We start from the raw sequence: 23242 nt of genomic DNA, 5'->3' as shown, positions 1-23242 counted from the left end.
TGCGTATCAGGATCCCGCCACCTGCACCGATCGCAGCCCCACGTGCCGCAATGCCGCCGCGAACTCCGCGATGCTGGCGTAGCGTCGGCCGCTGATGGTGGGCCAGTTGCTTCGAACGATGTAAAACGAACCCTGGTCGCGCTGGATCGGCGTGCGAACGATTGATCCATCGCTGCTGCGATGTATGAGCGTGGCTTTGCCATCCACATTCATCACCGTGCTATCACCCGGATTACGCAAAGCGTCTTCGAGTGTCTCGGCCAGCGCCACGCTCGGCGATGTGTCCAGCTGCAGGCGCAAATCGCTTTTGACAGAGGGAAGGGGTCTGCCGAATTCATCTGTTGGAATGCGCCCCGGATCGACCTCGATGCCTCTCGCCGTACCTGCCGGGGTGCTCTCGATGCGCAAGCTGATTCCCCCTTCCAGTTCGCTGACACCGGGTACGCCTTCCCAGGTTGCCGCATGGCTGTCACCCACAAGCGCCACCCAGCGGTGGGCACCGCGGAGGGACTGATCGGCAGTGATCACTTCATGTGCGAAGTAATTCATCATTTTTTGGCGGAAATTGAGGCTCACATTTTCCATCCCGCTGCTCCGGTAACTGGCCATGCAGTCAATGGCCTGGATGCGGATATGGCTTTTGCGCGCAGCCTTGACCAGTTCCAGAAAGTTGAACTGGCCGCTGACGTCGGTCTGGTGCCCCCGGTCGAGGTTTTTCAGGTAGTTTTCGAGGTTCTCGGACAACTTGCCGGTCCGGTTGAATACGTCCAGGTCGGTTTGATGAAAGTCAGTCAGCAAGTGCTCCATGTACAGGGTTTTGACTTTTTGCTTGCTCAGCACCTGCATGTTTTCAATCAGAAACTGTTTGCTCGCCACACTGGAGTGACTCTCGCCCACCACCAGGCCCGGTGCGGCATCCAGCAATTTCTTGATGATGTCCTTGGGGGGCAGGCTGGTTGGAAGAGAAGGGATTTCTGGCCTGGCGGGCAAAGAGGGTGATTCGAAAAGAGTGGTGGCGTCCCGATACAGGGTGTGCCTCATGGCCTTGAAGTCGGCGACGGGGTTGGTGCCGTCAGGCTCGGGCAGGCTGCTCATGTAGTCTTTGAGATCGTACTTGACAGCGGTTCCCCCGGCGATGTCTTTGAGGTCTTCGCGCAACGCCTGGGGCATGTCGTAGGCAGTTGGCGGGCTGTCCATATCAGGCAGCGGGTCACGGGCGCGGCCCCATGGCCACAGGCCGTCGAACTTGCCGCCGCCAAACAGACCGGGTCGGTTGATGGGCTGCCAGTCGCCAGCCTCGTCCGGGCGGATCGGCAGGTTGCGATAGAAGGAGTAAGGGTTCGCCGGGTCGATGATGACCCAGGTTTTCAACTCGTTGACGTATCGCACCTGGTAGTAACTGTCGTTGATCAGCACATAGTTGCCACCGATGGAGGGCTGGTAAATGCCTTGAAATTTGCCCTCGGTCGCGACGGGCGATAAGCCGTCCAGCACTTCATTGGTTTCGAACTCTGAAAGCAGATCGACGCCTTCCTTTGCGTAGGCAGGGCCGGGGGTGAATTGTGCAATCGGTGGAACGCTGGAAGGCTCTTCGAGCACAGGTTCGCCGATGTCTTCTTCGAGGGTAAAGGTTTCGCTGGCTTCAGCGGCTTCAGCGAGTTCTGACGCGCCACGCAGGAATGGCAAGTTGAACAGGGTTTCTATGCCGCTGCTGATGGCTCCCACGACTCCGGCCTTACGTTGCGCTTTGGTGCTGCCGTTGATTGCCTGGTCAATGTTCAAGCCCATCGAGGCTATGCCGGCACCGACCGCCGCCAATGCCACTGGCCAGCCAAATGCAGCCATAGACCCGAACACGTGGACGAAGGCATTCAAGTAACCGATCCACATCTTCTCGCGCAAATCACCATTGGAGCTCAATGACAGGTTCGCGTCGGCTGCCATGCGTGTTTTCACGGCATCGCGCAGCCAGCTGAAAGCGTCGCCCGTAATCGGCTCGGCGTGCTGATTGATCAGATGGTGGTCGCTTCTTCCCCACGTGGAATAGAGCAGGTCGATCATGGTGTTCAGGCCAATGTTGTCGCCGTCCTGCTGCTGCGCGGAAAGGGGAAAGTGAGCCATGAAACGTGCCCGGTTCTGCGCTTGATCGTTTTGCTCCAGCAGCCACCAATGCAGATCGGACGCTGTGGCGAGAACGTGGAAGCTGTCGGTTTCACCCGGCGTGTAGACAATCTGCACGCCGTTGCGGTCGGTGATGCACAGAATGTCGGTGGCTGCATAACCGCCAATGTTCAGGGCGCAGACGCTCAGTCCGGGGTGGGTCGGCGCTTGGGTTTCCAGCATTTCGCGGCTGATCGGCCACGTCACATTACTGGTAACCGCTTTGATCACCGTCTTCAGGTTTTCGTTGTTGAGCCGTGAACCTTCATGCTCGTCCAGCGCTCGTGCGAGGAAGTTGAGTTTCGCAAGCGTGCGAAAATCCTCGGAATGGAGTGTCCAGAAGCGCTCCATTTTTGTTCGATACAGCGCGCTGAAGTTGATCGCCCAGAGGTCTTTGATGACCTTGCTGGGGTACATTCTGACTTCATTGGTTTGATTGTAAATGGCGGCGTGGGGGCCTTCGTTGTAGAAGCCACCGTAATTATCCAGAAGGTCCGCGTTGTCCTGGTCATTGGGACGGAAACGCTTGACCACCAATTGCGGCAAAGTCAGCGACTCGGAGGGCGTGGGGTAGTGTTCCCAGGACAGAAAGGCCAGGTTGCTGCTGACCGACGTGTTGTTGAAGCGGTGCCACCAGACCTTGTCCGGGTCTATGCCTTTGACGCGGTGCTTATCGAGAATGCCTTGTGCCGCGTCGTAGGCCATCGCGTGCAAGTCAGGGCAGGCTTCGGTAAAGGACGGGACCAGCGCCTTCAACGAACGCGCATCGGCCTGGTCGGGGAAAAGGGCAGGGCTGTTGGTATCGAGTGTGTTCACTTCTCGCTCCTTGAGAAATATTGAAGGCTTGGTGTTTAGTCAGGGATGCGGCTTTGCAGCGTCAAACCGATTTTGGTCAGTGCGTGTGTCAGTTTTTCCACACTGTGGAACGGTACGTTGTTGACCTGAGGCCAGTTGGGCCGGTTGATGGCGAAGTGGCCGTCGGCCAGACGCTGCACCGGCGTGCGGATAAGCATGCCTTGCGAGCTACGGTGAACCAGCGTGTAGTTGCCGCCCGACTTCTCGAACAGGTACATGCCTTGCCGAGACAGCAGTTTTTCCAGTGGCTGTTCACTCCAGATCACCGGTGGCGCCGACATCCGCAGACGCAGATCTGCGTACAGCGGATCGTAAGTACCGCGCATCAGGTTGGTGTTGGGGGGCACCGGTGTGCTCACTTCGATACCCGGATCGATGTCGACACCAATGGCCTCTCCCGGATTGACTTCTTCTATGCGCAAACCGATGCCTCCCTGTAACTCACTGATGCCTGAAATCCCTCTGAACGTGTTGGTGTTTTCCATTCCAGTCAACACGACCCACTTGCCGGTATTACCGAGGAGCCTGTCACTGGCCATGATGTCGTTCGCCATGTAATTGGCAATGACCTGCTGCCTGGGCGATGCGAAAAGGATGTTCGACTTGTAGTTGACCGCACAATCGAGTGCCTGGATGCGCACACCGTTCGCTCTGGCCGTATTGACCAGTTCCAACTCATTGAAAACCCCCGCTGGATCAGTGCCGAGACCGGTCAGATAGGCTTGCAAATCCTCGGACATGACCCCGGTCCTGAAGTAATCGTTAAGCTCGGACTGAGCGAAATCGCTGAGCAGGCGCCGTACATAAATCGTGTCAATGTGACGGGCCAGTGTGGGCATGTTTTTGATGATGAAGCGCATGCTGGTGATGCGATCCAGCGTTTCACTGACGACCAGACCGGGTGCTGACTGAAAAATACGCTCGATAAGATCGGCCATCGGCATGCCCGGACTGATGCTGGGCATTGCGGGACGCGGTGGCAGGTTGGACCAGGGCAGGTCTGCGAAATAGCGTTGGGCGGTCCTCAGCAATTGCTCATGTCTGAACTGAAAATGCTGGTTGTACGGCTCATTCGCAAGGGGATTCCCTCCAGCACTTGGGCGTGTCTCTGCGGCTTCGGGTAAATCCAGCGCCCAGTTTCGCAGCGATACCGCCAGCGATGGCTCAGTGTCAAACGCCGTTCTGACAAGTTGGATGGGCCGTAAAGTCGAAGGGTGAGGTTCGAGGACAGGTTGACTCGTTGGCGGAGTCGGCGTCGGTTCGCGAACGTCGAGTTCCAGGTCGACCGTACAGCCTTTTCCGAGGCATTGACCGCCTCCATTGAGCCTCAACGACCGCACCCGCTCCCATTGACCTTCGGCATTCAACCGAATCGGCAATGAATGAGCGAATTGATTGGGTCTCTCCGGATCGACGATGGCCCAATAGCCACCGCCCCTGGAGTCCGGGAAGTAGCGTACGTAATACGCGTCGCCGTTGATCACAACGGCGTATGGCGGTTCGGAGTCGAGTCTGTAGATGCCCTGGAATTTCCCTGATTCGTCGATCGGGTCCAGGCCGTCGAGCAGCTCATTGGATTGGTACTTGTCGGGTATTGCTGGCGGGGAAGCGGTTTCAGCTGGAATCAATGCGGGTTGCTCAGGATCTTGCGCAGGGATATCCAGTTCGTCCGGTCCAATGGCTCCCGCCTGCTCATCGCTCACAAAGGGCGATTCCGTCTGTTTGGTTAACTCAGGCAGTTCGGCCACTTCGGCGGCTTCAACCCGTGCGCCAACCTCCAGCGTCGTGCCCGCGCCTTTCAGAAACGGAATGTTGAACAAGGCATCAATGCCACTGATGACTGCTCCGAGAATACCTGCCTTGCGCTCGGCCGCCGTCTTGCCATTGACCGCCTGATCGATGTTCAGACCCATGTTGGCAATGCTGGCCCCGATGACCGGGAGAGCGACGGGCCAGCCAACAGCGGCCATGGGACCAAACACCTTGAGGCCGGCGCTCAGGTAACCGATCCACAATTTCTTGCGCAAATCCGAGTTGGAGGTCAGTGACAGGCTGGCTTCGGCGTACATGGCGCTACGGGTTGACTCGCGCAGCCAACTGAACGCATCGCCCTTGACCGCTCGGTTGAGTTGATTGATCAGGTGATGGTCGGACTTGCCCCAGGTGCTGACCAACCGGTTCATGACATCGGTGATGTTCTGCTCGATGTCGTGTCGATCAGCCAAGGGGAAGTGAGCCATGAATGCCTTGCGAGACGTTTCGTCATTCATCCGTTCCACGATCCACCAATGCATGTCCGCTTCGGTCTCCATGACCTGGAACGCATTGGCTTCACCGGGAACATAGACAATTTGCCGACCATTGGGATCAACGATGCGCAGCAGGTTGGTGGCAACGTGGCCAATGACATCCAGGGCGCGCACTTCGTTGCCGACGGGATGTGTCGATTGCAGCATTTTCAGGCTGACGGGCCAGGTAACAGGGCCAATGACCGCGTCGATGGCACGCTGAAAGTCATCGCCGCTCAATTGCTTCAACTCCAGCGCGTGAACAGCGCAACTGAGGAAATTGCATTTGGCCAGCGTGCGGAAGTCGTCCGAGGACTTACTCCAGAATGCGGTCAGCCGATCGAGGTAAAGCGTGCTGAAGTCGATATCCCAGAAGGCCTTCAAGACCTCGTTGCCGTGCAGGCGGACCTCGTTGGTTTCATTGAAATTCTCGACGTCGGGTCCGGCCGTGTAAAACCCGCCGTAAAGGTCCAGCAGATCCGCGTTGTCCTTGTCCGTCACGCGAAAGCGATGGATGACCAGTTGCGTGAGGGTCAAGGTTTCGTAGGGTTTTTCGAGGATGTGCTCCCAGCCAGTGAACGTCTTGGCACTGCTCTGGGCGGCCCTGAAGCGGTGGAAATAAATCTGATCGGGGTTCAGGTTCGGCAGGCCCTGTTTTCTGAGCAGATCGCTGGCAACCTCGTGCGCAACGTCCTGCAGGCTCGGGCAGGCGGGTACAACTGTCGCGGCAATCGTCTTGAGGGCCGCCTTGTCGGCAGCGTTTGGCAGAGGGCGGGTTTCGGGTGAGTTCATGCTTTTTCATCCTTGAGAAATGGCCACTGAGAGTGGTTCATTCGCTCAAGGGGAGTGCACTGCATATGTACCGCACAACACCCTCTTGATTGTGCGCTGTCAGCGCCGTGCCACATCCGAAAAGTAGAACTTGTCCAGGGTATGCCGCGATTCGGTGTACTCGAACTGCCTGCCATCCTGCAAAAACGTCTGGTTGCTGACCACAATCACATGACTCTGACCGTCGAGGTCCAGGTGTTGCTGGTCGTCCTTGCTGCGCGGCATCGCTTCGATGGTGCGCTGGGCATAGGCGATTTGCAGCTGCAGGGTCTGCTCGATGAAGGCGTAGATCGAATGCTCGGCGATGTCGCGGGACAGGCCGGGAATGACCTCGCTGACGAAATGGTTGATGTCGAGGATCACCCGTTTACCGTCGATACGCCGCACGCGTTTGATCCGGATGATCAGGCTGCCTGCTTCAGCCTGGATGTGTTCCAGCAGAGTACCTTCAAGAGGGAACTGCGTGAACTCCACCACCTCGGTACTGACGTCGTTGCCCAGTCGCGGGTAAGTCTCCTGGAAGCTGACGATGCCACCGAGCTGAAATTCGATCGGGTTGGTCGACAGCACGAAGGTGCCTTTGCCGTGGACCTTCTGGGCGAAACCGCGCTCCTGAAGTTGTTCGATGGCTTTGCGCACGGTGCCGCGACTGGCCTGGTAGCTGTCCATCAGTTCGGTTTCTGAAGGCAATCGGGCGCCGCGTTCCAGACGTTCGGTCGTGATACTGGCAAGCAGATCGCTGTAGATCTGGTTGTATTTACTCATGGGGATGGCTCTATGGCGCGATGCTCAAGGGTTTGAACCTTAAGGGCCGGGTAGGGAATTGTCCATGCAGGTATGGATTTCATCCGTTTCGGATGTAGGAAATTTCATCGTCTGTAGGTTTGGAAGATTTTAAACAAATTGAAACTCGTCTGTACGAGTTGTTGCTTTAACTCGTACAGACGAGTACTTTTCACCTCGGCGTGCTGCCAATAACAAAAAACCACAGCGGAAGATCAAGCATGAGCCACGACTATCCGAACATCGTCACCGAGCTGCTGCAAAGCCTGGGTGGCAGCGACAACCTCGAGCAGGCCGCGCACTGTGTCACCCGGCTGCGCCTGGCCCTCAAGGACCCGAGCCTGGTCAACAGCGCCACGCTGAACCAGATTGACCTGGTCAAGGGTTCGTTCTTCACCGGGGGTCTGTTCCAGGTGGTCATCGGTCCCGGCGAGGTGGAAAAGGTCTACGCCGAATTGCGCCGTCAAACCGGTCTCGCGGCGTCAACCATCGCCGACGTCAAACAGAAAAGCGCCGACAAGATCAACGCCATGCAGCGTCTGGTGCGGGTGTTTTCCGATGTGTTCATGCCGATCCTGCCGGCGCTGATCATTGCCGGCCTGCTGATGGGCATCAACAATCTGATCGGCGCCAGGGGCATGTTCATCGAGGGCCAGACCCTGCTGGACGCCTACCCCAGGCTTGACGGGCTCTGGAGCCTGATCAACCTGATGGCCAACACCTCGTTCGTGTTCCTGCCAGCGCTGGTGGGCTGGTCGGCGGCCAAGCGGTTTGGCGGCAGCGAAATCCTCGGCATCGTGCTCGGCCTGATGCTGGTTCACCCCGATCTGCTCAACGCCTGGAACTACGGCAAGGCGGTGGCCGGTCTGGAAGGGCAGAGCCTGCCGTACTTCGACATCCTCGGGCTGTTCCAGATCGAGAAGGTCGGTTACCAAGGGCAGATCCTGCCGATCCTGCTGGCCGCCTACGTCATGAGCGTCATCGAGAAATGGCTGCGGGCACGGGTGCCGAACGCGGTGCAATTGCTCGTGGTGCCGATCACCACCATCGTCGTCACCGGCGTGCTGGCGCTGGCGGTGATCGGCCCGGTAACGCGACACCTGGGCATCCTTATCACCGAAGGCGTGGTCATGCTGTTCGACCTGGCGCCGATGGTCGGCGGGTTGATCTTCGGTCTGCTCTACGCGCCGCTGGTGATCACCGGCATGCATCACATGTTTCTCGCGGTCGACTTGCAGCTGATCTCCACCCAGGGCGGTACGTTCATCTGGCCGATGATCGTCATGTCCAACCTCGCCCAGGGCAGCGCGGCACTGGCGGTGTTCTACATGACCCGTAATGTGCGGGACAAAAGCATGGCCTCGACCTCGGCGATTTCTGCTTACTTCGGCATCACTGAACCGGCGATGTTCGGGGTCAACCTGCGCTACAAGTTTCCGTTTTATGCCGCGCTGATCGGCTCGGCCCTGGGGTGCATCTTCCTGTCGCTGAACAAGGTGCAGGCCTCGGCCATCGGCGTCGGGGGCTTGCCCGGCTTTATCTCGATCATTCCGCAGTTCATTCCGATGTTCGTGATCGGGATGGTGATTGCCTTGGTCGTGCCGTTTGTTCTGACCTGCGGGTTGAGCATGAAAATCGTTCGGCCGGGATACCGGGTTGCCTGACAGACCGCATTCACCTGTAGGAGCTGACGAGTGCAACGAGGCTGCGATCTTTTGATCTTGCCTTTAAAAACAACGTCAAAAGATCGCAGCCTCGTTGCACTCGTCAGCTCCTACGGGGTTCGTGCCACATTCAAGAAGGAATAACGCCATGCAAGACTGGCAACGTTCGGTGATCTACCAGATCTACCCGAAAAGCTTTCACAGCCACGCCGGCAACCCCACGGGTGATTTGCTCGGTGTCGTGGCCAAGCTCGACTACTTGCACTGGCTGGGCGTCGATTGCCTGTGGATCACACCGTTCCTGCGTTCGCCCCAGCGCGACAACGGTTACGACATCAGTGATTACTACGCCATCGATCCGAGCTACGGGACCATGGCCGATTGCGAGTTGCTGATCGCCGAGGCCGGCAAGCGCGGGATCAAGCTGATGCTCGATATCGTGGTCAACCACACCTCCATCGAGCACAGCTGGTTCCAGCAGGCCCGCAGCAGTCTCGACAATCCGTACCGCGACTTCTATATCTGGCGCGACCAGCCGAATAACTGGGAATCCAAGTTCGGTGGTTCGGCCTGGGAGTACGAGGCGCAGACCGGTCAGTACTTCCTGCACCTGTTCGACCACACCCAGGCCGACCTGAACTGGGACAACCCCAAGGTGCGCGCCGAAGTGTTCAGGATGATGCGTTTCTGGCGGGACAAGGGCGTGGGCGGATTCCGTCTGGACGTGATCAACCTGATCTCGAAACCGGCGGATTTTCCCGACGACGACAGCGACGGTCGACGCTTCTACACCGACGGCCCGAACGTCCATGAATATCTGCAGCAAATGCACCGCGAAGTGTTCGAAGGCCATGACCTGATCAACGTCGGCGAGATGTCGTCCACCAGCCTGGAACACTGCATTCGTTACTCGCGGCCGGAGTCGAAAGAGCTGTCGATGACCTTCAACTTCCATCACCTGAAGGTCGATTACCCGAACCTGCAGAAGTGGATTCGCGCCGACTACGACTTCCTCGAACTCAAGCGCATCCTCTCCGACTGGCAGACCGGCATGCAGGCCGGTGGTGGCTGGAATGCGCTGTTCTGGTGTAACCACGACCAGCCACGGGTGGTCTCGCGTTTTGGCCATGACGGCGAATATCGGGTGATGTCGGCGAAAATGCTCGGCACCGCGCTGCATTTCCTCCAGGGCACGCCATTCGTGTACCAGGGCGAGGAATTGGGTATGACCAATCCGGGTTTCGATCACATCGATCAGTACCGCGATGTCGAGACGCTGAATATCTTCCGGCTCAAGCGTGAGGCGGGTGCCAGTGACGCCGACAACATGGCAGCGATCATGCAGAAGTCCCGGGACAACGGTCGTACGCCGATGCACTGGAACGCCGAGCCGAACGCAGGCTTCAGTGCTGCCGAGCCCTGGATTGGCGTGCCGGCCAACTCGGCACAGATCAACGTCGCTACCCAACTCGATGACCCGGATTCCGTGCTGCATCACTACCGTCAGCTGATCGCCTTGCGTCGCACTGAAGCGCTGATATCCGACGGCGTCTACCGGCAATTGTTGCCTGAACATACGCAACTCTGGGCGTATGTGCGTGAAGGCCTGGGTGAGCGTTTGCTGGTGTTGAACAACTTCTACGGCACGCCATGCGAAGTCCTGTTGCCGGATGAAGTGATCAGCGAGGCGATGGCCCAACGTCTGGTCATCAGCAACTACCCGGACTGTCCGCCGCGAAATCGACAGGTCTATTTGCGGCCTTATGAGTCGCTGGTTTTGCACCTGACCGACTGACCGACCACTAAAAAACACCGGTTTAAAAAAACACGCAGAACTTTGCGCGGGGGATTTTTGCGCGTCGGTTTTGTGGCTGCACACAATAAAAATAATGGGGTGGTTCTTGAAAACAACAATAAATCGCAGTCTTGCGCTCGCGTGCGTATGCCTGGCATTGCCACTGTCGGTGCAGGCCCTGGAGTTTGGCGGTTACTTGCGCAGCGGCGTCGGTACTTCGGTCAACAGCAGTTCCCAATCATGTTTCCAGTTGCCGGGTGCCCAAACCAAATATCGTTTGGGTAACGAATGTGAACAGTATGGGGAGCTGGAGTTGCGTCAGGATCTGTTCACCCTGGACGATGGTTCGGTGCTCAGCGTCGACGGCATGGCCTCACTGTATAACCAGTACGACCGCCGCCTGACATTCAAGGGCGATAACGGTTCGGTGCGCCTGCCGCAGCTGTACGCGCAATGGTCGAACATGCCCGGCCTCAACGGCGGTTCGCTGTGGGCCGGTCGGCGTTATTACAAACGGAACGATATCCATATTTCCGACTTCTACTACTGGAACCAGAGCGCTACCGGCGGCGGTATCGAGGACGTGTTGATCGGCGATCTGAAATACAGCTATGCCTTCTCGCGCAAGGACAACCTGTACCAGAAGGACTACATCAACCGCCACGATTTCAATGTCGCCGGCTTCGACACCAACCCCGGGGGTGAACTGGAGTTCGGCCTGAGCTACATCGACAAACCTGACAGTCGCGACGCACACCGTGGCTGGGCAATCACCACCCAGCATGTGCAGCAAGGTTTTCTGGGCGGCAAGAACAAACTGGCCTTCCAGTACGGCGAAGGCCCCGGCACCGGGTTGGGCTATACCGGTAACGTGAAGCTGGATGACAGCAACAAGAGCTACCGAGTAGTGGAGTTCTTCGACTGGCAGCTGACGCCGCGATTTGGCGGGCAAATCCAGGCGGTTTATCAAAAAGATGTGCGCCCGCAAGGTAGGGATCAGAACTGGATGTCCCTCGGTGTTCGTCCAGCCTACGCGCTCACCGAGCAGTTCAAACTGGTGACCGAATTGGGGCACGATCAGGTAGATGCCACGGGCGGCACGCGCAAGCTGAGCAAGTTCACCTTCGCGCCGACCTGGTCGCCCAAGGGGCCGGAATTCTGGGCGCGGCCCGAAGTGCGTGTGTATTACACCTATGCCAGTTGGAACCAGGCAGCCAAACGGGCAGCCAATGAGCTGGCGAAGGGGTCGGCGTTGTCGGACACCGGAGCCTTTGGCACGGCGCGGCACGGTGCGAATGTCGGATTGCAGGTCGAATACTGGTGGAACTGAACACCGCATAACCGTGTAGGAGCTGCCGAAGGCTGCGATCTTTTGATCTTTAACGTCCTTGAAGACGCCAAAAGATCGCAGCCTGCGGCAGCTCCACCCGGTATCGCGAGATCGCTAGTCTTTTATAAAGAACAAAACAGCAGGTGACGTCATGGCCACACCCCAACAATTGCAACTGCTGGCACCTTTGTCCGGCGTGCTGATGCCGCTGGACCAGGTGCCGGATCCGGTATTCTCAAGTCGCGTGATTGGCGACGGCCTGTGCATCGACCCCACCTCGCAAACCCTGAGCGCACCGCTGGCGGGGGTGATCAGCAATGTTCAGGCCAGTGGGCATGCCATCAGCATCACCGACGACAACGGCGTTCAGGTGTTGATGCACATCGGGCTCGACACCGTGAACCTGGCCGGCAAGGGTTTTACCCGGTTGGTGGAGGAGGGTCAGCGGGTTGAAGCAGGGCAGGCGCTGATCGCATTCGACGCCGATTGCATCGCCTTGAACGCCCGCAGTCTGTTGACCTTGATGGTGGTGGTCAGCGGTGAACCCTTCACTTGGTTAGTGCCGGAAACGGGCAGGGTGGAAGGAGGCCAGCCGCTGCTGAGCTTGCGTCCCGTAGAGCAGATTACCGATGAGCCGGTGGCGGAGGAGGGCGAGGCACTGTTCTCCAAACCTGTGACACTGGCCAACCCGAACGGCTTGCATGCCCGTCCCGCCGCAGTGTTCGCCCAGGCTGCCAAAGGTTTTTCGGCAAGCATTTACCTGCATAAACAGCAGGAGCGCGCGAACGCCAAATCCTTGGTAGCGATCATGGCGTTGCAGACGGCCTTTGGCGATATCGTGCAAGTCAGTGCGGCGGGCCCGGAGGCTGAAGAGGCGATCAGGACGCTGGCCACATTGCTGACCACAGGCTGTGGGGAAACAGTGGCGGTGCCAGCGCCAGTCGAAACACTTGAGCCTTTATCGTTGAAGGTGTTGCGCGGTGTGTGTGCATCACCGGGTTCGGCCTTTGGCCAGGTGGTGCAGATCGCCGAGCAGACGCTCGAGGTCAGCGAGTCCGGCCTCGGTGCGCAGGTTGAGCGCGAGCATCTGTCCCGGGCCTTGGCTGAGGCGAATCTGGCCTTGCAGCAATTGCGTGACCAGGCCACCGGGGAGGCTCAGGCAGAGATCTTCAAGGCCCATCAGGAACTGCTCGAGGACCCGAGTTTGCTGGATCAGGCCGATGCGCTGATCAGCGAAGGCAAGAGCGCGGCGTTTGCCTGGCGCGGAGCGACCGAGGCGACGGCAGCCTTGTTCAAGGGCCTAGGCAGTGCATTGCTGGCCGAACGGGCGGCAGACCTGGCGGACGTCGGCCAACGGGTGCTCAAGCGGATACTCGGCGTGCAGGATCAGGCGATTGAGCTGCCCGAAGGGGCGATCCTGATCGCCGATCAACTGACACCGTCCCAGACCGCCGGGCTCGATACCCGCAAGGTCCTGGGGTTCGCCACGGTGGGTGGGGGGGCCACCAGTCACGTCGCGATTCTCGCCCGGGCGGCTGGCTTGCCGGCGGTCTGCGGGTTGCCGGTCCAGGTACTGGCGCTGAGGAATGGCAACCTGGTGTTGCTCGACGCTGACAAGGGCGAGCTGCACCTGGACCCGGAACTGGCGGCCATCGAGCAACTGCGGGTCGATCATCAGCGCCAGGAGCAACGTCATCAGCATGTCCTGGCACACGCTACGCTTGCCGCCTGCACCCGTGATGGTCATCACGTCGAAGTAACGGCCAACGTCGCCTCGCTGGGCGAGACCGAGCAGGCCCTGACCCTGGGCGGCGAGGGCGTCGGTCTGTTGCGTTCGGAGTTTCTTTATCTGGATCGCAACCACGCGCCGAGCCATGAAGAACAGGCCTCCACTTACAGCGCTATCGCTCGCGCCCTGGGGCCATCACGCAGTCTGGTGGTGCGCACGCTGGATGTCGGCGGCGACAAACCTCTGGCCTACGTACCGATGGACAGCGAAACCAACCCGTTCCTCGGCATGCGCGGCATTCGCTTGTGCCTGGAGCGTCCGCAGCTATTGCGCGATCAGTTCAAGGCCATCCTTGCCTGCGCAGGTCTGGCGCGTCTGCACATCATGCTGCCGATGGTCACGCAGCTGTCGGAGCTGCGACTGGCCCGGCAGTTGCTCGAGGAAGAGGCGCTGGCCGCGGGTCTCGGTGAGCTGCCGAAGCTGGGGATCATGATTGAAGTACCGGCTGCGGCGCTGATGGCCGACCTGTTTGCGCCGGAGGTGGATTTCTTCTCGATCGGTACCAACGATCTGACTCAGTACACGATGGCCATGGACCGCGATCACCCACGCCTGGCCGCTCAGGCCGACAGCTTCCATCCGTCGGTGCTGCGCCTGATCGCCAGTACCGTCAAGGCCGCCCATGCCCGCGGCAAATGGGTCGGAGTGTGTGGGGCCATGGCGTCCGAGACACTGGCGGTGCCGTTGTTGCTGGGCCTTGGGGTGGACGAACTGTCGGTGAGCGTGCCGTTGATTCCGGCGATCAAGGCAGCGGTTCGCGAAGTCGACCTGGTGGATTGCCAGGCCATCGCCCAGCAGGTGCTGGGACTGGACAGCGCCGAGCAGGTGCGCGAGGCACTGCGGTTGTACCACGAGGCGACGGTCGATACTTCACTGGTTCTGGAGAACTGAACATGTTCGAGAAAATGCAGCAGGCGTTCTGGAAGGCGTTGACCCCGGACCTGGTGGTGGATGAGCCGAAGGTGATTGCGCAGCCGGTTTGCGGGTTGGCGGCGAATGTCGTGGCGGCGTTGGGCGGTGTGGATAACCTCAAGTCGCAGAAGGCCGTGGCGCTGACCCGGGTTCGGGTGGAGTTGCGGGATGTGGGGCGGATGGATCGGCAGGCTTTGACGGCGGCGGGTGTGCCGGGCGTCATGATGCTGGAGGGTGGCGTTGTTCATCTTTTGTTAGGGCTTGAGAGGTAAGCGAGCCCTTTAAAGATCGCAGCCTTCGGACGATCTTTTGGGGGCCTAACTGTCTACTGCGTCCATCCGCCGCGCCACCCTTACTGTTTCTCAACCGCAGGTGTATCGTATTCGCCTTTTACAGGCCCCCGCGCCTGTCGCTGATACGTGAGGTAGTTGAGTTCATGTCCTTTACCCGTCGCCAAATCCTCGGTGGCCTGGCCGGTCTTGTTGTCGTTGGCGTCGGAGCGGGAGGCGCCTCACGGTACTGGCTGGGCAAAATGGCCGACGCCGATGCGGGCCACGACTATGAGCTGATCGCGGCACCGCTGGACGTCGAGCTGGTGGCCGGGCACAAAACCGAAGCCTGGGCATTCGGCCCGTCGGCGCCGGGCACCGAGTTGCGGGTGCGTCAGGGTGAATGGCTGCGGGTGCGTTTCATCAACCACCTGCCGGTCGCGACCACCATCCACTGGCACGGCATCCGCCTGCCGCTGGAAATGGACGGCGTGCCCTATGTGTCGCAGCTTCCAGTGTTGCCGGGTGAATACTTCGACTACAAATTCCGCGTGCCCGACGCCGGCAGCTACTGGTATCACCCGCACGTGAACAGCAGCGAAGAACTCGGGCGCGGCCTGGTCGGTCCGCTGATCATCGAAGAGCGCGAGCCCACCGGTTTCAAGTACGAGAAGACCTTGAGCCTCAAGAGCTGGCACGTCGATGAAGTGGGCGCGTTCGTCGCGTTCAGCATTCCTCGCGAAGCGGCCCGTGGCGGCACGGCCGGGCGCCTGTCGACGATCAATGGCGTGTCGCAAGCGGTGATCGACTTGCCCGCCGGGCAGATTACCCGCGTGCGCCTGCTCAACCTCGACAACACCCTGACTTACCGCCTCAATATCCCTGGCGTCGAAGCACAGATCTACGCGCTGGACGGTAATCCCATCGAGCCGCGGCCACTGGGCAAGGAATACTGGCTCGGCCCCGGCATGCGCATTTGCCTGGCGATCAAGGCGCCGCCAGCCGGTGAGGAGCTTTCCCTGCGCAATGGCCCGGTACGCCTGGGCACGTTGCGCTCGGTGGCGAACACTGATGCACCGACTGCGTGGCCGCCTGCGCTGCCCGCCAACCCGGTGGCCGAGCCGGACCTGGCCAATGCCGAGAAACTCAACTTCAATTTCGAATGGGTGGGTTCGGTGTCGGTGAACGTCGACAACGGCAGGCCGCCGAGCCTGTGGCAGATCAACGGCAAGGCCTGGGACATCACCGACAAGACCTGCGCCGACCGCCCGATTGCCAAGCTCGAGAAGGGCAAGAGCTACATTTTCGAATTGAAAAACATGACTCAGTATCAGCACCCGATTCATCTGCACGGCATGAGCTTCAAGGTCATCGCCTCGAACCGGCACAAGGTGATTCCGTACTTCACCGACACCTACCTGCTGGGCAAGAACGAGCGGGCCCAGGTGGCGCTGGTGGCGGATAATCCGGGGGTATGGATGTTCCATTGCCATGTGATCGACCACATGGAAACCGGCCTGATGGCCGCCATCGAGGTGGCCTGATGCGTCAGATACGTCCCGTGGCAATCATTGATCGCAGCCGTGATCGTGAATTCATGCGTGAAGCCCTGGCGCTCGCCGCCCAAGGTGCAGCGCTGGGCGAAGTGCCGGTGGGCGCGGTGCTGGTACAGGACGGGGAAATCATTGGTCGCGGCTTTAATTGCCCGATCAGCGGCAACGACCCCAGCGCCCATGCCGAGATGGTCGCCATCCGCGCCGCAGCGCAGGCCGCGAGTAACTACCGCCTGCCGGGCAGTACGCTCTACGTGACGCTTGAACCATGCAGTATGTGCGCCGGTTTGATCGTGCATTCGCGGATAGCGCGGGTGGTGTACGGCGCTTTAGAGCCGAAAGCCGGGATTGTGCAGAGCCAGGGGCAGTTTTTTACCCAGGGCTTTTTGAATCACCGGGTGCTTTATGAAGGCGGAGTGCTGGCAGAGGAGTGCGGGGCCGTTTTAAGCGAGTTCTTCAAGGCCCGAAGAGCAAAACCTTCAGACTAAACACCGATACCTGTGGGAGCGGGCTTGCCCGCGATAGCGGTGGTTCAGTCGACATCAATGTTTGATGTGCCGACGCCATCGCGGGCAAGCCCGCTCCCACAGGTTTATCGGTGTCCGGAAGATTGGGGTTTATTTGCGGGCGACGATCACCGCCCGCATCGGCGCCGGCAAGCCTTCAACGGTCTTGCTGTGGTCTTGCGGATCCAGGAAGTCGCTCAACGACTGATACTTCATCCACTCCGTCCCGCGCTGTTCCTCGACCGTGGTCACGCTGACATCCACGCACTTCACATCGCTGAACCCGGCACGCCGCAACCACAACTCCAGCGCCGGTACCGACGGCAGGAACCACACGTTACGCATCTGCGCGTACCGATCTTCCGGTACCAGCACCTGCTGCTGATCGCCCTCGATCACCAGCGTCTCCAACACCAATTCACCGCCCTTGACCAGGCAATCCTTCAGCGCCAGCAAATGCTCGATCGGCGAGCGACGGTGATAGAACACGCCCATGGAAAACACTGTGTCGAACCCCTCCAGATTGGCAGGAAGATCCTCAAAGGGAAACGGCAAGTGCCAGGCGTTGGGTTCGGACAGGTAGCGCTGAACCGCCTGGAACTGGCAGAAGAACAGCCAGTTCGGATCGACACCGATCACGCTGTCGGCACCCGCGCCGAGCATGCGCCACATGTAATAGCCATTGCCGCAGCCGACATCGAGGATGCGTTTGCCTTTCAGATCCAGGTGCGGTGCAACCCGCGACCATTTCCAGTCCGAGCGCCATTCGGTGTCGACATGTACGCCGAACAGATCGAACGGCCCTTTGCGCCACGGCGACAGGCCCATCAGCGCCGTGTGCATTTGTGCACGGGTTTCATCGTCGCAATCGGTGTCCAGCGTCAGTCCATTGAGCAAATCGACTTCGCTCGGCTGGATCTTCGGCAAGGCGTCCAGCGCGCTCTGCCAGCGCTCCAAGTCGCCATGACCCTTTTCCATTTTCTTGTCGAGTTGACGCTGCAGGGTATTGGCCCACTCGGCCAGCGGCGTACCGGCCAGGCGGCGGGCAAGGGGGGACAGATCAATCATGGCAAGGCAATCAACGAGGCAAAGTTAAGACACTGGAACCATGGCACGACTTTCGAGAACCCGGCGGCCAGCAGGCGCTCGCGGTGTTCTTCGAGGCTGTCGGGCTTCATGACGTTTTCGATGGCGCTGCGCTTCTGGGCGATTTCCAGTTCGCTGTAGCCGTTGGCGCGTTTGAAGGCGACATGCAGGTCGGTGAGCAGCGCGTGCTCTTCGGGATCGTTGAAGCGCAGCTTTTCCGAAAGAATCAGCGCGCCACCGGGCAGCAGCGACTGGCGGATGCGCGACAGCAACGCGGTGCGCTGGTCCGGGGCGATGAATTGCAGGGTGAAGTTCAGCGCCACCACCGAGGCCGGCTGGAATTGCAGGGCGAGGATGTCGCCTTCGATCACTTCAACCGGCAGCAACTCCTGGAACATCGAGTCCTGAGCGTTGAGGTATTCGCGGCAGCGCTCGACCATGGCTGCGGAGTTATCCACAGCGATCACCCGGCAACCGTCGGTGCGCACATGGCGGCGCAAGGCCTGGGTCACGGCACCGAGGGACGAACCGAGGTCGTAGAGCACGCTGTTGGGCTGGGCGAACTGTGCGGCGAGCACGCCGAGGTTTTCAACGATGGTCGGATAACCCGGCACCGAGCGCTTGATCATGTCCGGGAACACCCGCACCACGTCCTCATTGAAGGCGAAGTCAGGCACCTGGGCCAAAGGCTGGGCGAAAAGGCGATCGGGGTCTTTGCTCACGGCGGTTCCAGCGGCGTAGGTGGAAAAGGCCGGCATTTTAGCCAACTTGGCGCGCGGATGCGCGGGTTGTCTGATAAACCGCAAAATCAAAAGATCGCAGCCTGCGGCAGCTCCTACAGGGGATCGCATTTCAATATAGGAGCTGCCGAAGGCTGCGATCTTTTAAACGGTTGAACGCGGCTTTTGTGTGAACGCCGACGCCGTAATCCCCCATTGCCCCAGCCAATAGCTGAGGATAATGACGTAAGGCGCGGCATGGAACGGCGCGACAAAGCGGTCGATGCCAATCACGCTGTCGGAAAACACAAACGCCACGGCACCCGCCGCCGCCAACAGCGCCGAGCGCTTGGGCACGTCAGTGCCGAGTCGGGCCAGCGCCCTCCAGAGCATCGCGCTGATGGCCAGACCGTAGACGATCACCGGAATCAGCAATAGCCCCAGGCCACTGGACACCAAAATCCCCAGCAACACCGCACCGACACCCAGCGCGATGATCAAGGGCAACACCGCCAACCGCCTGCAATCGCTCAAGTAAGCTTTCAAATAAGCCAGGTGCGCCAGCAAAAACGCCCCGAGACCGAACACAAACAAATCCCCCGGCCACGCCAGCAGCACATCGCCGAGCAAGGAGAAAATTAAGCCAAGGCTGATCCAGCGTCGATACTCGCTGGGTGGAGCGTCGTGCAGCCAACCGAGCAAGGCCAGTACCGGCAATGGCTTCACCAGCAGGCACAGCAATGCCGCCTGCACACTCACGCCATAGAGAAACGTCACTGCCCCCATCAGCGCCAGAATCAACCAGCCCACAATCAGTTGACCGAGATCGCACAATCAAAGGTTTCCACCGGCAGTACTTCCGGTGCCCAAGGCTGCTGGGATGTCAGGCGCAAGCGCCCGGTGCCGTTCGCGATGGCCTGGAAGCGCCAGGTCGAGACCCCTGCAGCGCCGACGAGACCAGCGTCTTCCGGGTTGCTGTAAACCTCGGGGCTGAGCGCGCGCAACACGCCACCGGCCGAGTCCTGGATCGCCCAGCGGTAACCCGTGGTCGGGTTGCTGGGTAGGGTCAGGATCAGGGTCTGCCCGTTGTGCAGTTTTGCCGGGCACGCGCTTTGTTTTTCCACGGTCAGGTTCTGTTTCGGCTGCGTGGCGCAAGCGGCCAGCAAGGCGAGGGCGAGGGGGACCAACAGGCGGGTGGGGGACATAGGGCAGCTGCTCCGGCATTCACGACGAACGGCGAGCATAGCTGAAGATGAGACAAATTGTGACCAGAGCCGGGTAGAGGAAAATGCTAACCCATGAGGCTCTGGTGCGAGGGATAAAAAATCGAAGCTGAATCAGCTTTTATTCGGCGACTTCGAGCTCACCTTCAACCTCGCCAATGGGGGCAAATTTTAGTTTAAACGTTATGTGATGTTTTTTAGTGACGTTATCTAACTTGGCATCGAACTGTCCGGTCTGGGCGTATCCGCCCGGCTCGCCTACTCCACTGTGGTTGTAATACTCAACGCTTCTCAGGCTTTTGGTGTCGTCCCGGTCATAGTCTTGTTGCCCGCTCGGAGTGTCTTGGTGAATGGTCAATATAAAGCCACGTGCTTCTGCAGTTCCCCATTTTTCGGCCCCCTCGATAACTATATATTCACCGGAGCGGTATGTCATAACTCTGTCACTTAAGAAAAACGGCTCGCCGTTTCGGCTTACTTTAAAGTAGCCGGTAGACTTTGTTTTGGTGGAAGGTTTTTGAATGGTCATGTGATTCCCTTCTGATTGATTTAAAAGATTGCGAGTATGAGTATAACAAGGGGTTGTTGTTGTCGGTACTGTCACTTCTGCCAGGTTCTTTAGAATTAATCGCGATAAAAAATCTGTTTTAAACACAAGTGGGGGAAGCGAATAATATTGCTGAAAAATATCTTCGTAGGTAATTCATGATTGTAAAATTTTATGCGGTCCAATGCCCCGAGGATGTTGTTGCTTGTCGGTGCTAAGCGTTGGGTTCTTGTAAGTGTCGCTCGCAATACGCCTGGAATATTAATAGTGTCAGCAGGATTGCAAGGTGAGGTTTCGATATACAATTTGTCGTTCGATACAAAAAAATGGCCAGACGATGTCCGGCCATTTTTAACATTGTTTTTTTGCTTAGAACAATATCTTCGCCACATCCGCAAAACGCTTGGCAAAGTGCACGGTAATCCCTTCCTTCAGATAGTCCGGCAACTCCTCGAAACTCCCGCGATTGGGCTCCGGCAGAATCAACTCAAAGATCTTCTGCCGCCGCGCCGCAATCACTTTCTCACGCACCCCACCAATCGGCAGGACATGCCCGGTCAGCGTCAGCTCACCCGTCATGGCCACGCCTTTCTTCGGCGGTTGATTACGGGCCAGGGACAGCAGGGCGCTGGCCATGGTCACGCCGGCGCTCGGGCCGTCTTTCGGGGTGGCGCCTTCGGGAACGTGCAGGTGAACGAAGGCCTCGTCGAAGAACTTCGGATCACCGCCAAACGACTTCAGGTTGGAGCTGACGTAGCTGTAGGCGATTTCCGCCGATTCCTTCATCACGTCACCCAGTTGCCCGGTGAGTTTGAAGCCACGGTTGAGCGTGTGAATGCGTGTGGCTTCGATCGGCAGGGTCGCGCCGCCCATGCTGGTCCAGGCCAGCCCGGTGATCACGCCGGTGCCGGACAACATTTGCTCGTTACGGAATACCGGATGGCCCAGTGAGGCTTCCAGGTCTTTCGGGCCAAGCTTGATCACTGCTTTCGGCTCGTCGATCAGCTTGACCACGGCCTTGCGCACCAGTTTGCCCAGTTGTTTTTCCAACTGGCGCACCCCGGCTTCACGGGCGTAGCCATCGATCAAGGCTTTCAATGCGCTGTCACTGATGGCCAGGCTGCCTTTCGAGACACCGGCTTTCTCAAGCTGCTTGGGCCACAAGTGACGCTTGGCGATGGCGATCTTTTCTTCGGTGATGTAGCCCGACAGGCGGATCACTTCCATCCGGTCCAGCAACGGGCCGGGGATCGAGTCCAGGGTGTTGGCGGTGCAGATGAACAGCACTTTCGACAGGTCCAGGCGCAAATCCAGGTAATGGTCGAGGAATTCGACGTTCTGTTCCGGGTCCAGGGTTTCCAGCAGCGCCGAGGCCGGGTCGCCCTGGTAGCTCTGGCCCATCTTGTCGATCTCGTCGAGCATGATTACCGGGTTCATCACTTCGACGTCTTTCAACGCATGGACGAGTTTGCCCGGCTGCGCGCCGATGTAGGTGCGGCGGTGGCCCTTGATCTCGGCTTCGTCGCGCATGCCGCCGAGGCTGAAGCGGTAGAACGGCCGACCGAGGGATTCGGCGATGGATTTGCCGACGCTGGTTTTACCCACGCCCGGCGGGCCGACCAGCAGCACAATAGAGCCGCTGATCTCGCCTTTGTAGGCTCCGACGGCGAGGAACTCGAGGATGCGGTCCTTGATGTCGTCCAGGCCGGCATGGTGTTTGTCCAGCACCCTGCGCGCGTGCTTGAGGTCAAGTTTGTCCTCGCCGTACACGCCCCATGGCACCGAGGTCGCCCAGTCGAGGTAGTTGCGGGTCACCGCATACTCGGGCGAACCGGTCTCGAGGATCGACAGCTTGTTCATTTCCTCGTCGATGCGTTTTTGCGCCTGAGCCGACAGGACTTTGCCTTCCAGGCGCTGTTCGAATTGCTCAATGTCGGCGCTGCGGTCGTCCTTGGTCAGGCCCAACTCTTGCTGAATGACCTTCAACTGTTCCTTGAGGAAGAACTCGCGCTGATGCTCGCCGATCTTGCGGTTAACTTCGGCGGAAATCTCCTTCTGCAGGCGCGCAACTTCGACTTCCTTGCGCAGCATCGGCAGCACTTTTTCCATGCGCTTGAGCATGGGCACGCAGTCGAGCACTTCCTGCAGTTCGCTGCCGGTGGCCGACGTGAGCGCGGCGGCGAAGTCGGTCAGCGGCGATGGGTCGTTGGGGCTGAAGCGGTTGAGGTAGTTCTTCAGCTCTTCGCTGTACAGCGGGTTGAGCGGCAGCAGTTCCTTGATCGCGTTGATCAGCGCCATGCCGTAAGCCTTGACCTCGTCGGTCGGCTCGGTGGGCTGGTGCGGGTATTCGACTTCCACCAGATACGGCGGGCGATGGTGCTTGAGCCAGGTCTTGAGACGCACGCGGGTCAGGCCCTGGGCGACGAATTGCAGCTTGCCGTTTTCGCGGCTGGCGTGATGCACCTTGACCAGCGTGCCGTAGAGCGGCAAGGCCGAGGTGTCGAAATGACGCGGATCTTCCTGGGGCGTGTCCATGTAGAACAGGGCCAGGCAATGGTGATCGGATTTGCTTACCAGATCCAGGGTTTCAGCCCAGGGTTCTTCGTTGACGATGACCGGCAGTACCTGGGCCGGGAAGAACGGGCGGTTGTGGATCGGGATGATGTAGACCTTGTCCGGCAGGTTCTGGCCTGGCAGGGCGAGGCCTTTGCCGGTGGAGTGATGTTCGACGTTATCCGGGTCGGCGTATTCGCTGGGGTTTTCAGGGAATTCTTGCTGGTCGCTCATGGGGCACCTGCGCAATGGGGTATGGGTCTTAGATGGGGCAGGTGGGGGGTGGTTTCAATGGTCGCGATTAATTCAAGGTGTTCGGTTGGATCACTGCAGGAGTGAGCTTGCTCGCGAAAAAACTGAGAACGCAGCGGGGTATAAT

At 59.2% G+C, this 23242-nt stretch carries 16 protein-coding genes; 7 read left to right on the top strand and 9 right to left on the bottom strand.

Features of this window, described 5'->3' with window-relative positions:
- Positions 1 to 6: 6 nt before the first annotated feature.
- The 3 genes from ACA067_RS26805 to treR all read right to left on the bottom strand — a co-directional run bounded on the left by ACA067_RS26805 (position 7) and on the right by treR (position 6899).
- Entirely contained in the window at positions 7 to 2976 is a 2970-nt protein-coding gene (locus tag ACA067_RS26805; RefSeq protein WP_497459254.1) for a membrane-targeted effector domain-containing toxin, read from the bottom strand.
- 35 nt (positions 2977 to 3011) lie between these two features.
- A complete protein-coding gene (locus tag ACA067_RS26800) occupies positions 3012 to 6095 on the bottom strand; it encodes a membrane-targeted effector domain-containing toxin (protein WP_497459253.1) in 3084 nt (1027 codons plus the stop codon).
- Positions 6096 to 6194: 99 nt separating this feature from the next.
- Positions 6195 to 6899, bottom strand: a complete 705-nt coding sequence (gene treR / locus ACA067_RS26795) for a trehalose operon repressor (RefSeq protein ID WP_497459252.1) — start codon at positions 6897 to 6899, stop codon at positions 6195 to 6197.
- 239 nt (positions 6900 to 7138) lie between these two features.
- On the opposite strand from treR, the gene treP reads away from it, so the two are divergent.
- From treP to tadA, 7 genes are all read left to right on the top strand, one after another.
- On the top strand, positions 7139 to 8581 hold the full coding sequence (gene treP, locus ACA067_RS26790; protein ID WP_497459251.1) for a PTS system trehalose-specific EIIBC component: 1443 nt from the start codon (positions 7139 to 7141) through the stop codon (positions 8579 to 8581).
- 148 nt (positions 8582 to 8729) lie between these two features.
- Positions 8730 to 10376 (top strand): alpha,alpha-phosphotrehalase, encoded by a 1647-nt coding sequence (gene treC / locus ACA067_RS26785; RefSeq protein WP_497459250.1) that lies wholly within the window; start codon positions 8730 to 8732, stop codon positions 10374 to 10376.
- Positions 10377 to 10482: 106 nt separating this feature from the next.
- Positions 10483 to 11706: a maltoporin gene (locus ACA067_RS26780; protein ID WP_497459249.1), complete on the top strand. Its 1224-nt coding sequence runs from the start codon at positions 10483 to 10485 to the stop codon at positions 11704 to 11706.
- Between the two features lie 151 nt (positions 11707 to 11857).
- Positions 11858 to 14386 carry a phosphoenolpyruvate--protein phosphotransferase gene (gene ptsP, locus ACA067_RS26775; protein WP_497459248.1) on the top strand — a complete coding sequence of 843 codons (2529 nt, stop codon included), beginning with the start codon at positions 11858 to 11860 and terminating at the stop codon, positions 14384 to 14386.
- 2 nt (positions 14387 to 14388) lie between these two features.
- Complete coding sequence (locus tag ACA067_RS26770) at positions 14389 to 14679, top strand: PTS sugar transporter subunit IIB (protein WP_497459247.1); 291 nt, start codon at positions 14389 to 14391, stop codon at positions 14677 to 14679.
- Between the two features lie 164 nt (positions 14680 to 14843).
- Positions 14844 to 16220, top strand: coding sequence for a multicopper oxidase family protein (locus ACA067_RS26765; RefSeq protein ID WP_497459246.1), 1377 nt, complete (start codon positions 14844 to 14846; stop codon positions 16218 to 16220).
- Positions 16220 to 16717, top strand: a complete 498-nt coding sequence (gene tadA / locus ACA067_RS26760; RefSeq protein WP_497459245.1) for a tRNA adenosine(34) deaminase TadA — start codon at positions 16220 to 16222, stop codon at positions 16715 to 16717. Before ACA067_RS26765 ends, tadA begins: the two co-directional genes overlap by 1 nt.
- A 129-nt stretch (positions 16718 to 16846) precedes the next feature.
- Here the strand turns inward: tadA and cmoB are convergent, their stop codons facing one another.
- The 6 genes from cmoB to lon form a co-directional block, all read right to left on the bottom strand.
- On the bottom strand, positions 16847 to 17803 hold the full coding sequence (gene cmoB, locus ACA067_RS26755) for a tRNA 5-methoxyuridine(34)/uridine 5-oxyacetic acid(34) synthase CmoB (protein WP_497459244.1): 957 nt from the start codon (positions 17801 to 17803) through the stop codon (positions 16847 to 16849).
- A complete protein-coding gene (gene cmoA, locus ACA067_RS26750) occupies positions 17800 to 18579 on the bottom strand; it encodes a carboxy-S-adenosyl-L-methionine synthase CmoA (protein WP_497459243.1) in 780 nt (259 codons plus the stop codon). Before cmoA ends, cmoB begins: the two co-directional genes overlap by 4 nt.
- 126 nt (positions 18580 to 18705) lie before the next feature.
- Entirely contained in the window at positions 18706 to 19350 is a 645-nt protein-coding gene (locus ACA067_RS26745; RefSeq protein ID WP_497462851.1) for a lysoplasmalogenase, read from the bottom strand.
- 2 nt (positions 19351 to 19352) lie between these two features.
- Entirely contained in the window at positions 19353 to 19745 is a 393-nt protein-coding gene (locus ACA067_RS26740) for a protease inhibitor I42 family protein (RefSeq protein WP_497459242.1), read from the bottom strand.
- A 139-nt stretch (positions 19746 to 19884) separates the two neighbouring features.
- Positions 19885 to 20292, bottom strand: a complete 408-nt coding sequence (locus ACA067_RS26735) for a hypothetical protein (protein WP_497459241.1) — start codon at positions 20290 to 20292, stop codon at positions 19885 to 19887.
- Positions 20293 to 20679: 387 nt separating this feature from the next.
- Positions 20680 to 23097 carry an endopeptidase La gene (lon, locus tag ACA067_RS26730; RefSeq protein WP_497459240.1) on the bottom strand — a complete coding sequence of 806 codons (2418 nt, stop codon included), beginning with the start codon at positions 23095 to 23097 and terminating at the stop codon, positions 20680 to 20682.
- Positions 23098 to 23242: the final 145 nt, after the last annotated feature.

The sequence above is a fragment of the Pseudomonas sp. LBUM1674 genome, from assembly GCF_059695635.1.
Note: the sequence above shows the minus strand (reverse complement) of the source record. Positions and strands in the feature narration are given on the sequence as shown.

Coding starts and splice junctions, on each gene's coding strand:
- ACA067_RS26800 (WP_497459253.1), bottom strand. CDS start 6,095: ATGAACTCACCCGAAACCCGCCCTCTGCCAAACGCTGCCGACAAGGCG.
- treR (WP_497459252.1), bottom strand. CDS start 6,899: ATGAGTAAATACAACCAGATCTACAGCGATCTGCTTGCCAGTATCACG.
- treP (WP_497459251.1), top strand. CDS start 7,139: ATGAGCCACGACTATCCGAACATCGTCACCGAGCTGCTGCAAAGCCTG.
- treC (WP_497459250.1), top strand. CDS start 8,730: ATGCAAGACTGGCAACGTTCGGTGATCTACCAGATCTACCCGAAAAGC.
- ptsP (WP_497459248.1), top strand. CDS start 11,858: ATGGCCACACCCCAACAATTGCAACTGCTGGCACCTTTGTCCGGCGTG.
- ACA067_RS26770 (WP_497459247.1), top strand. CDS start 14,389: ATGTTCGAGAAAATGCAGCAGGCGTTCTGGAAGGCGTTGACCCCGGAC.
- ACA067_RS26765 (WP_497459246.1), top strand. CDS start 14,844: ATGTCCTTTACCCGTCGCCAAATCCTCGGTGGCCTGGCCGGTCTTGTT.
- tadA (WP_497459245.1), top strand. CDS start 16,220: ATGCGTCAGATACGTCCCGTGGCAATCATTGATCGCAGCCGTGATCGT.
- cmoB (WP_497459244.1), bottom strand. CDS start 17,803: ATGATTGATCTGTCCCCCCTTGCCCGCCGCCTGGCCGGTACGCCGCTG.
- cmoA (WP_497459243.1), bottom strand. CDS start 18,579: ATGCCGGCCTTTTCCACCTACGCCGCTGGAACCGCCGTGAGCAAAGAC.
- ACA067_RS26740 (WP_497459242.1), bottom strand. CDS start 19,745: ATGTCCCCCACCCGCCTGTTGGTCCCCCTCGCCCTCGCCTTGCTGGCC.
- ACA067_RS26735 (WP_497459241.1), bottom strand. CDS start 20,292: ATGACCATTCAAAAACCTTCCACCAAAACAAAGTCTACCGGCTACTTT.
- lon (WP_497459240.1), bottom strand. CDS start 23,097: ATGAGCGACCAGCAAGAATTCCCTGAAAACCCCAGCGAATACGCCGAC.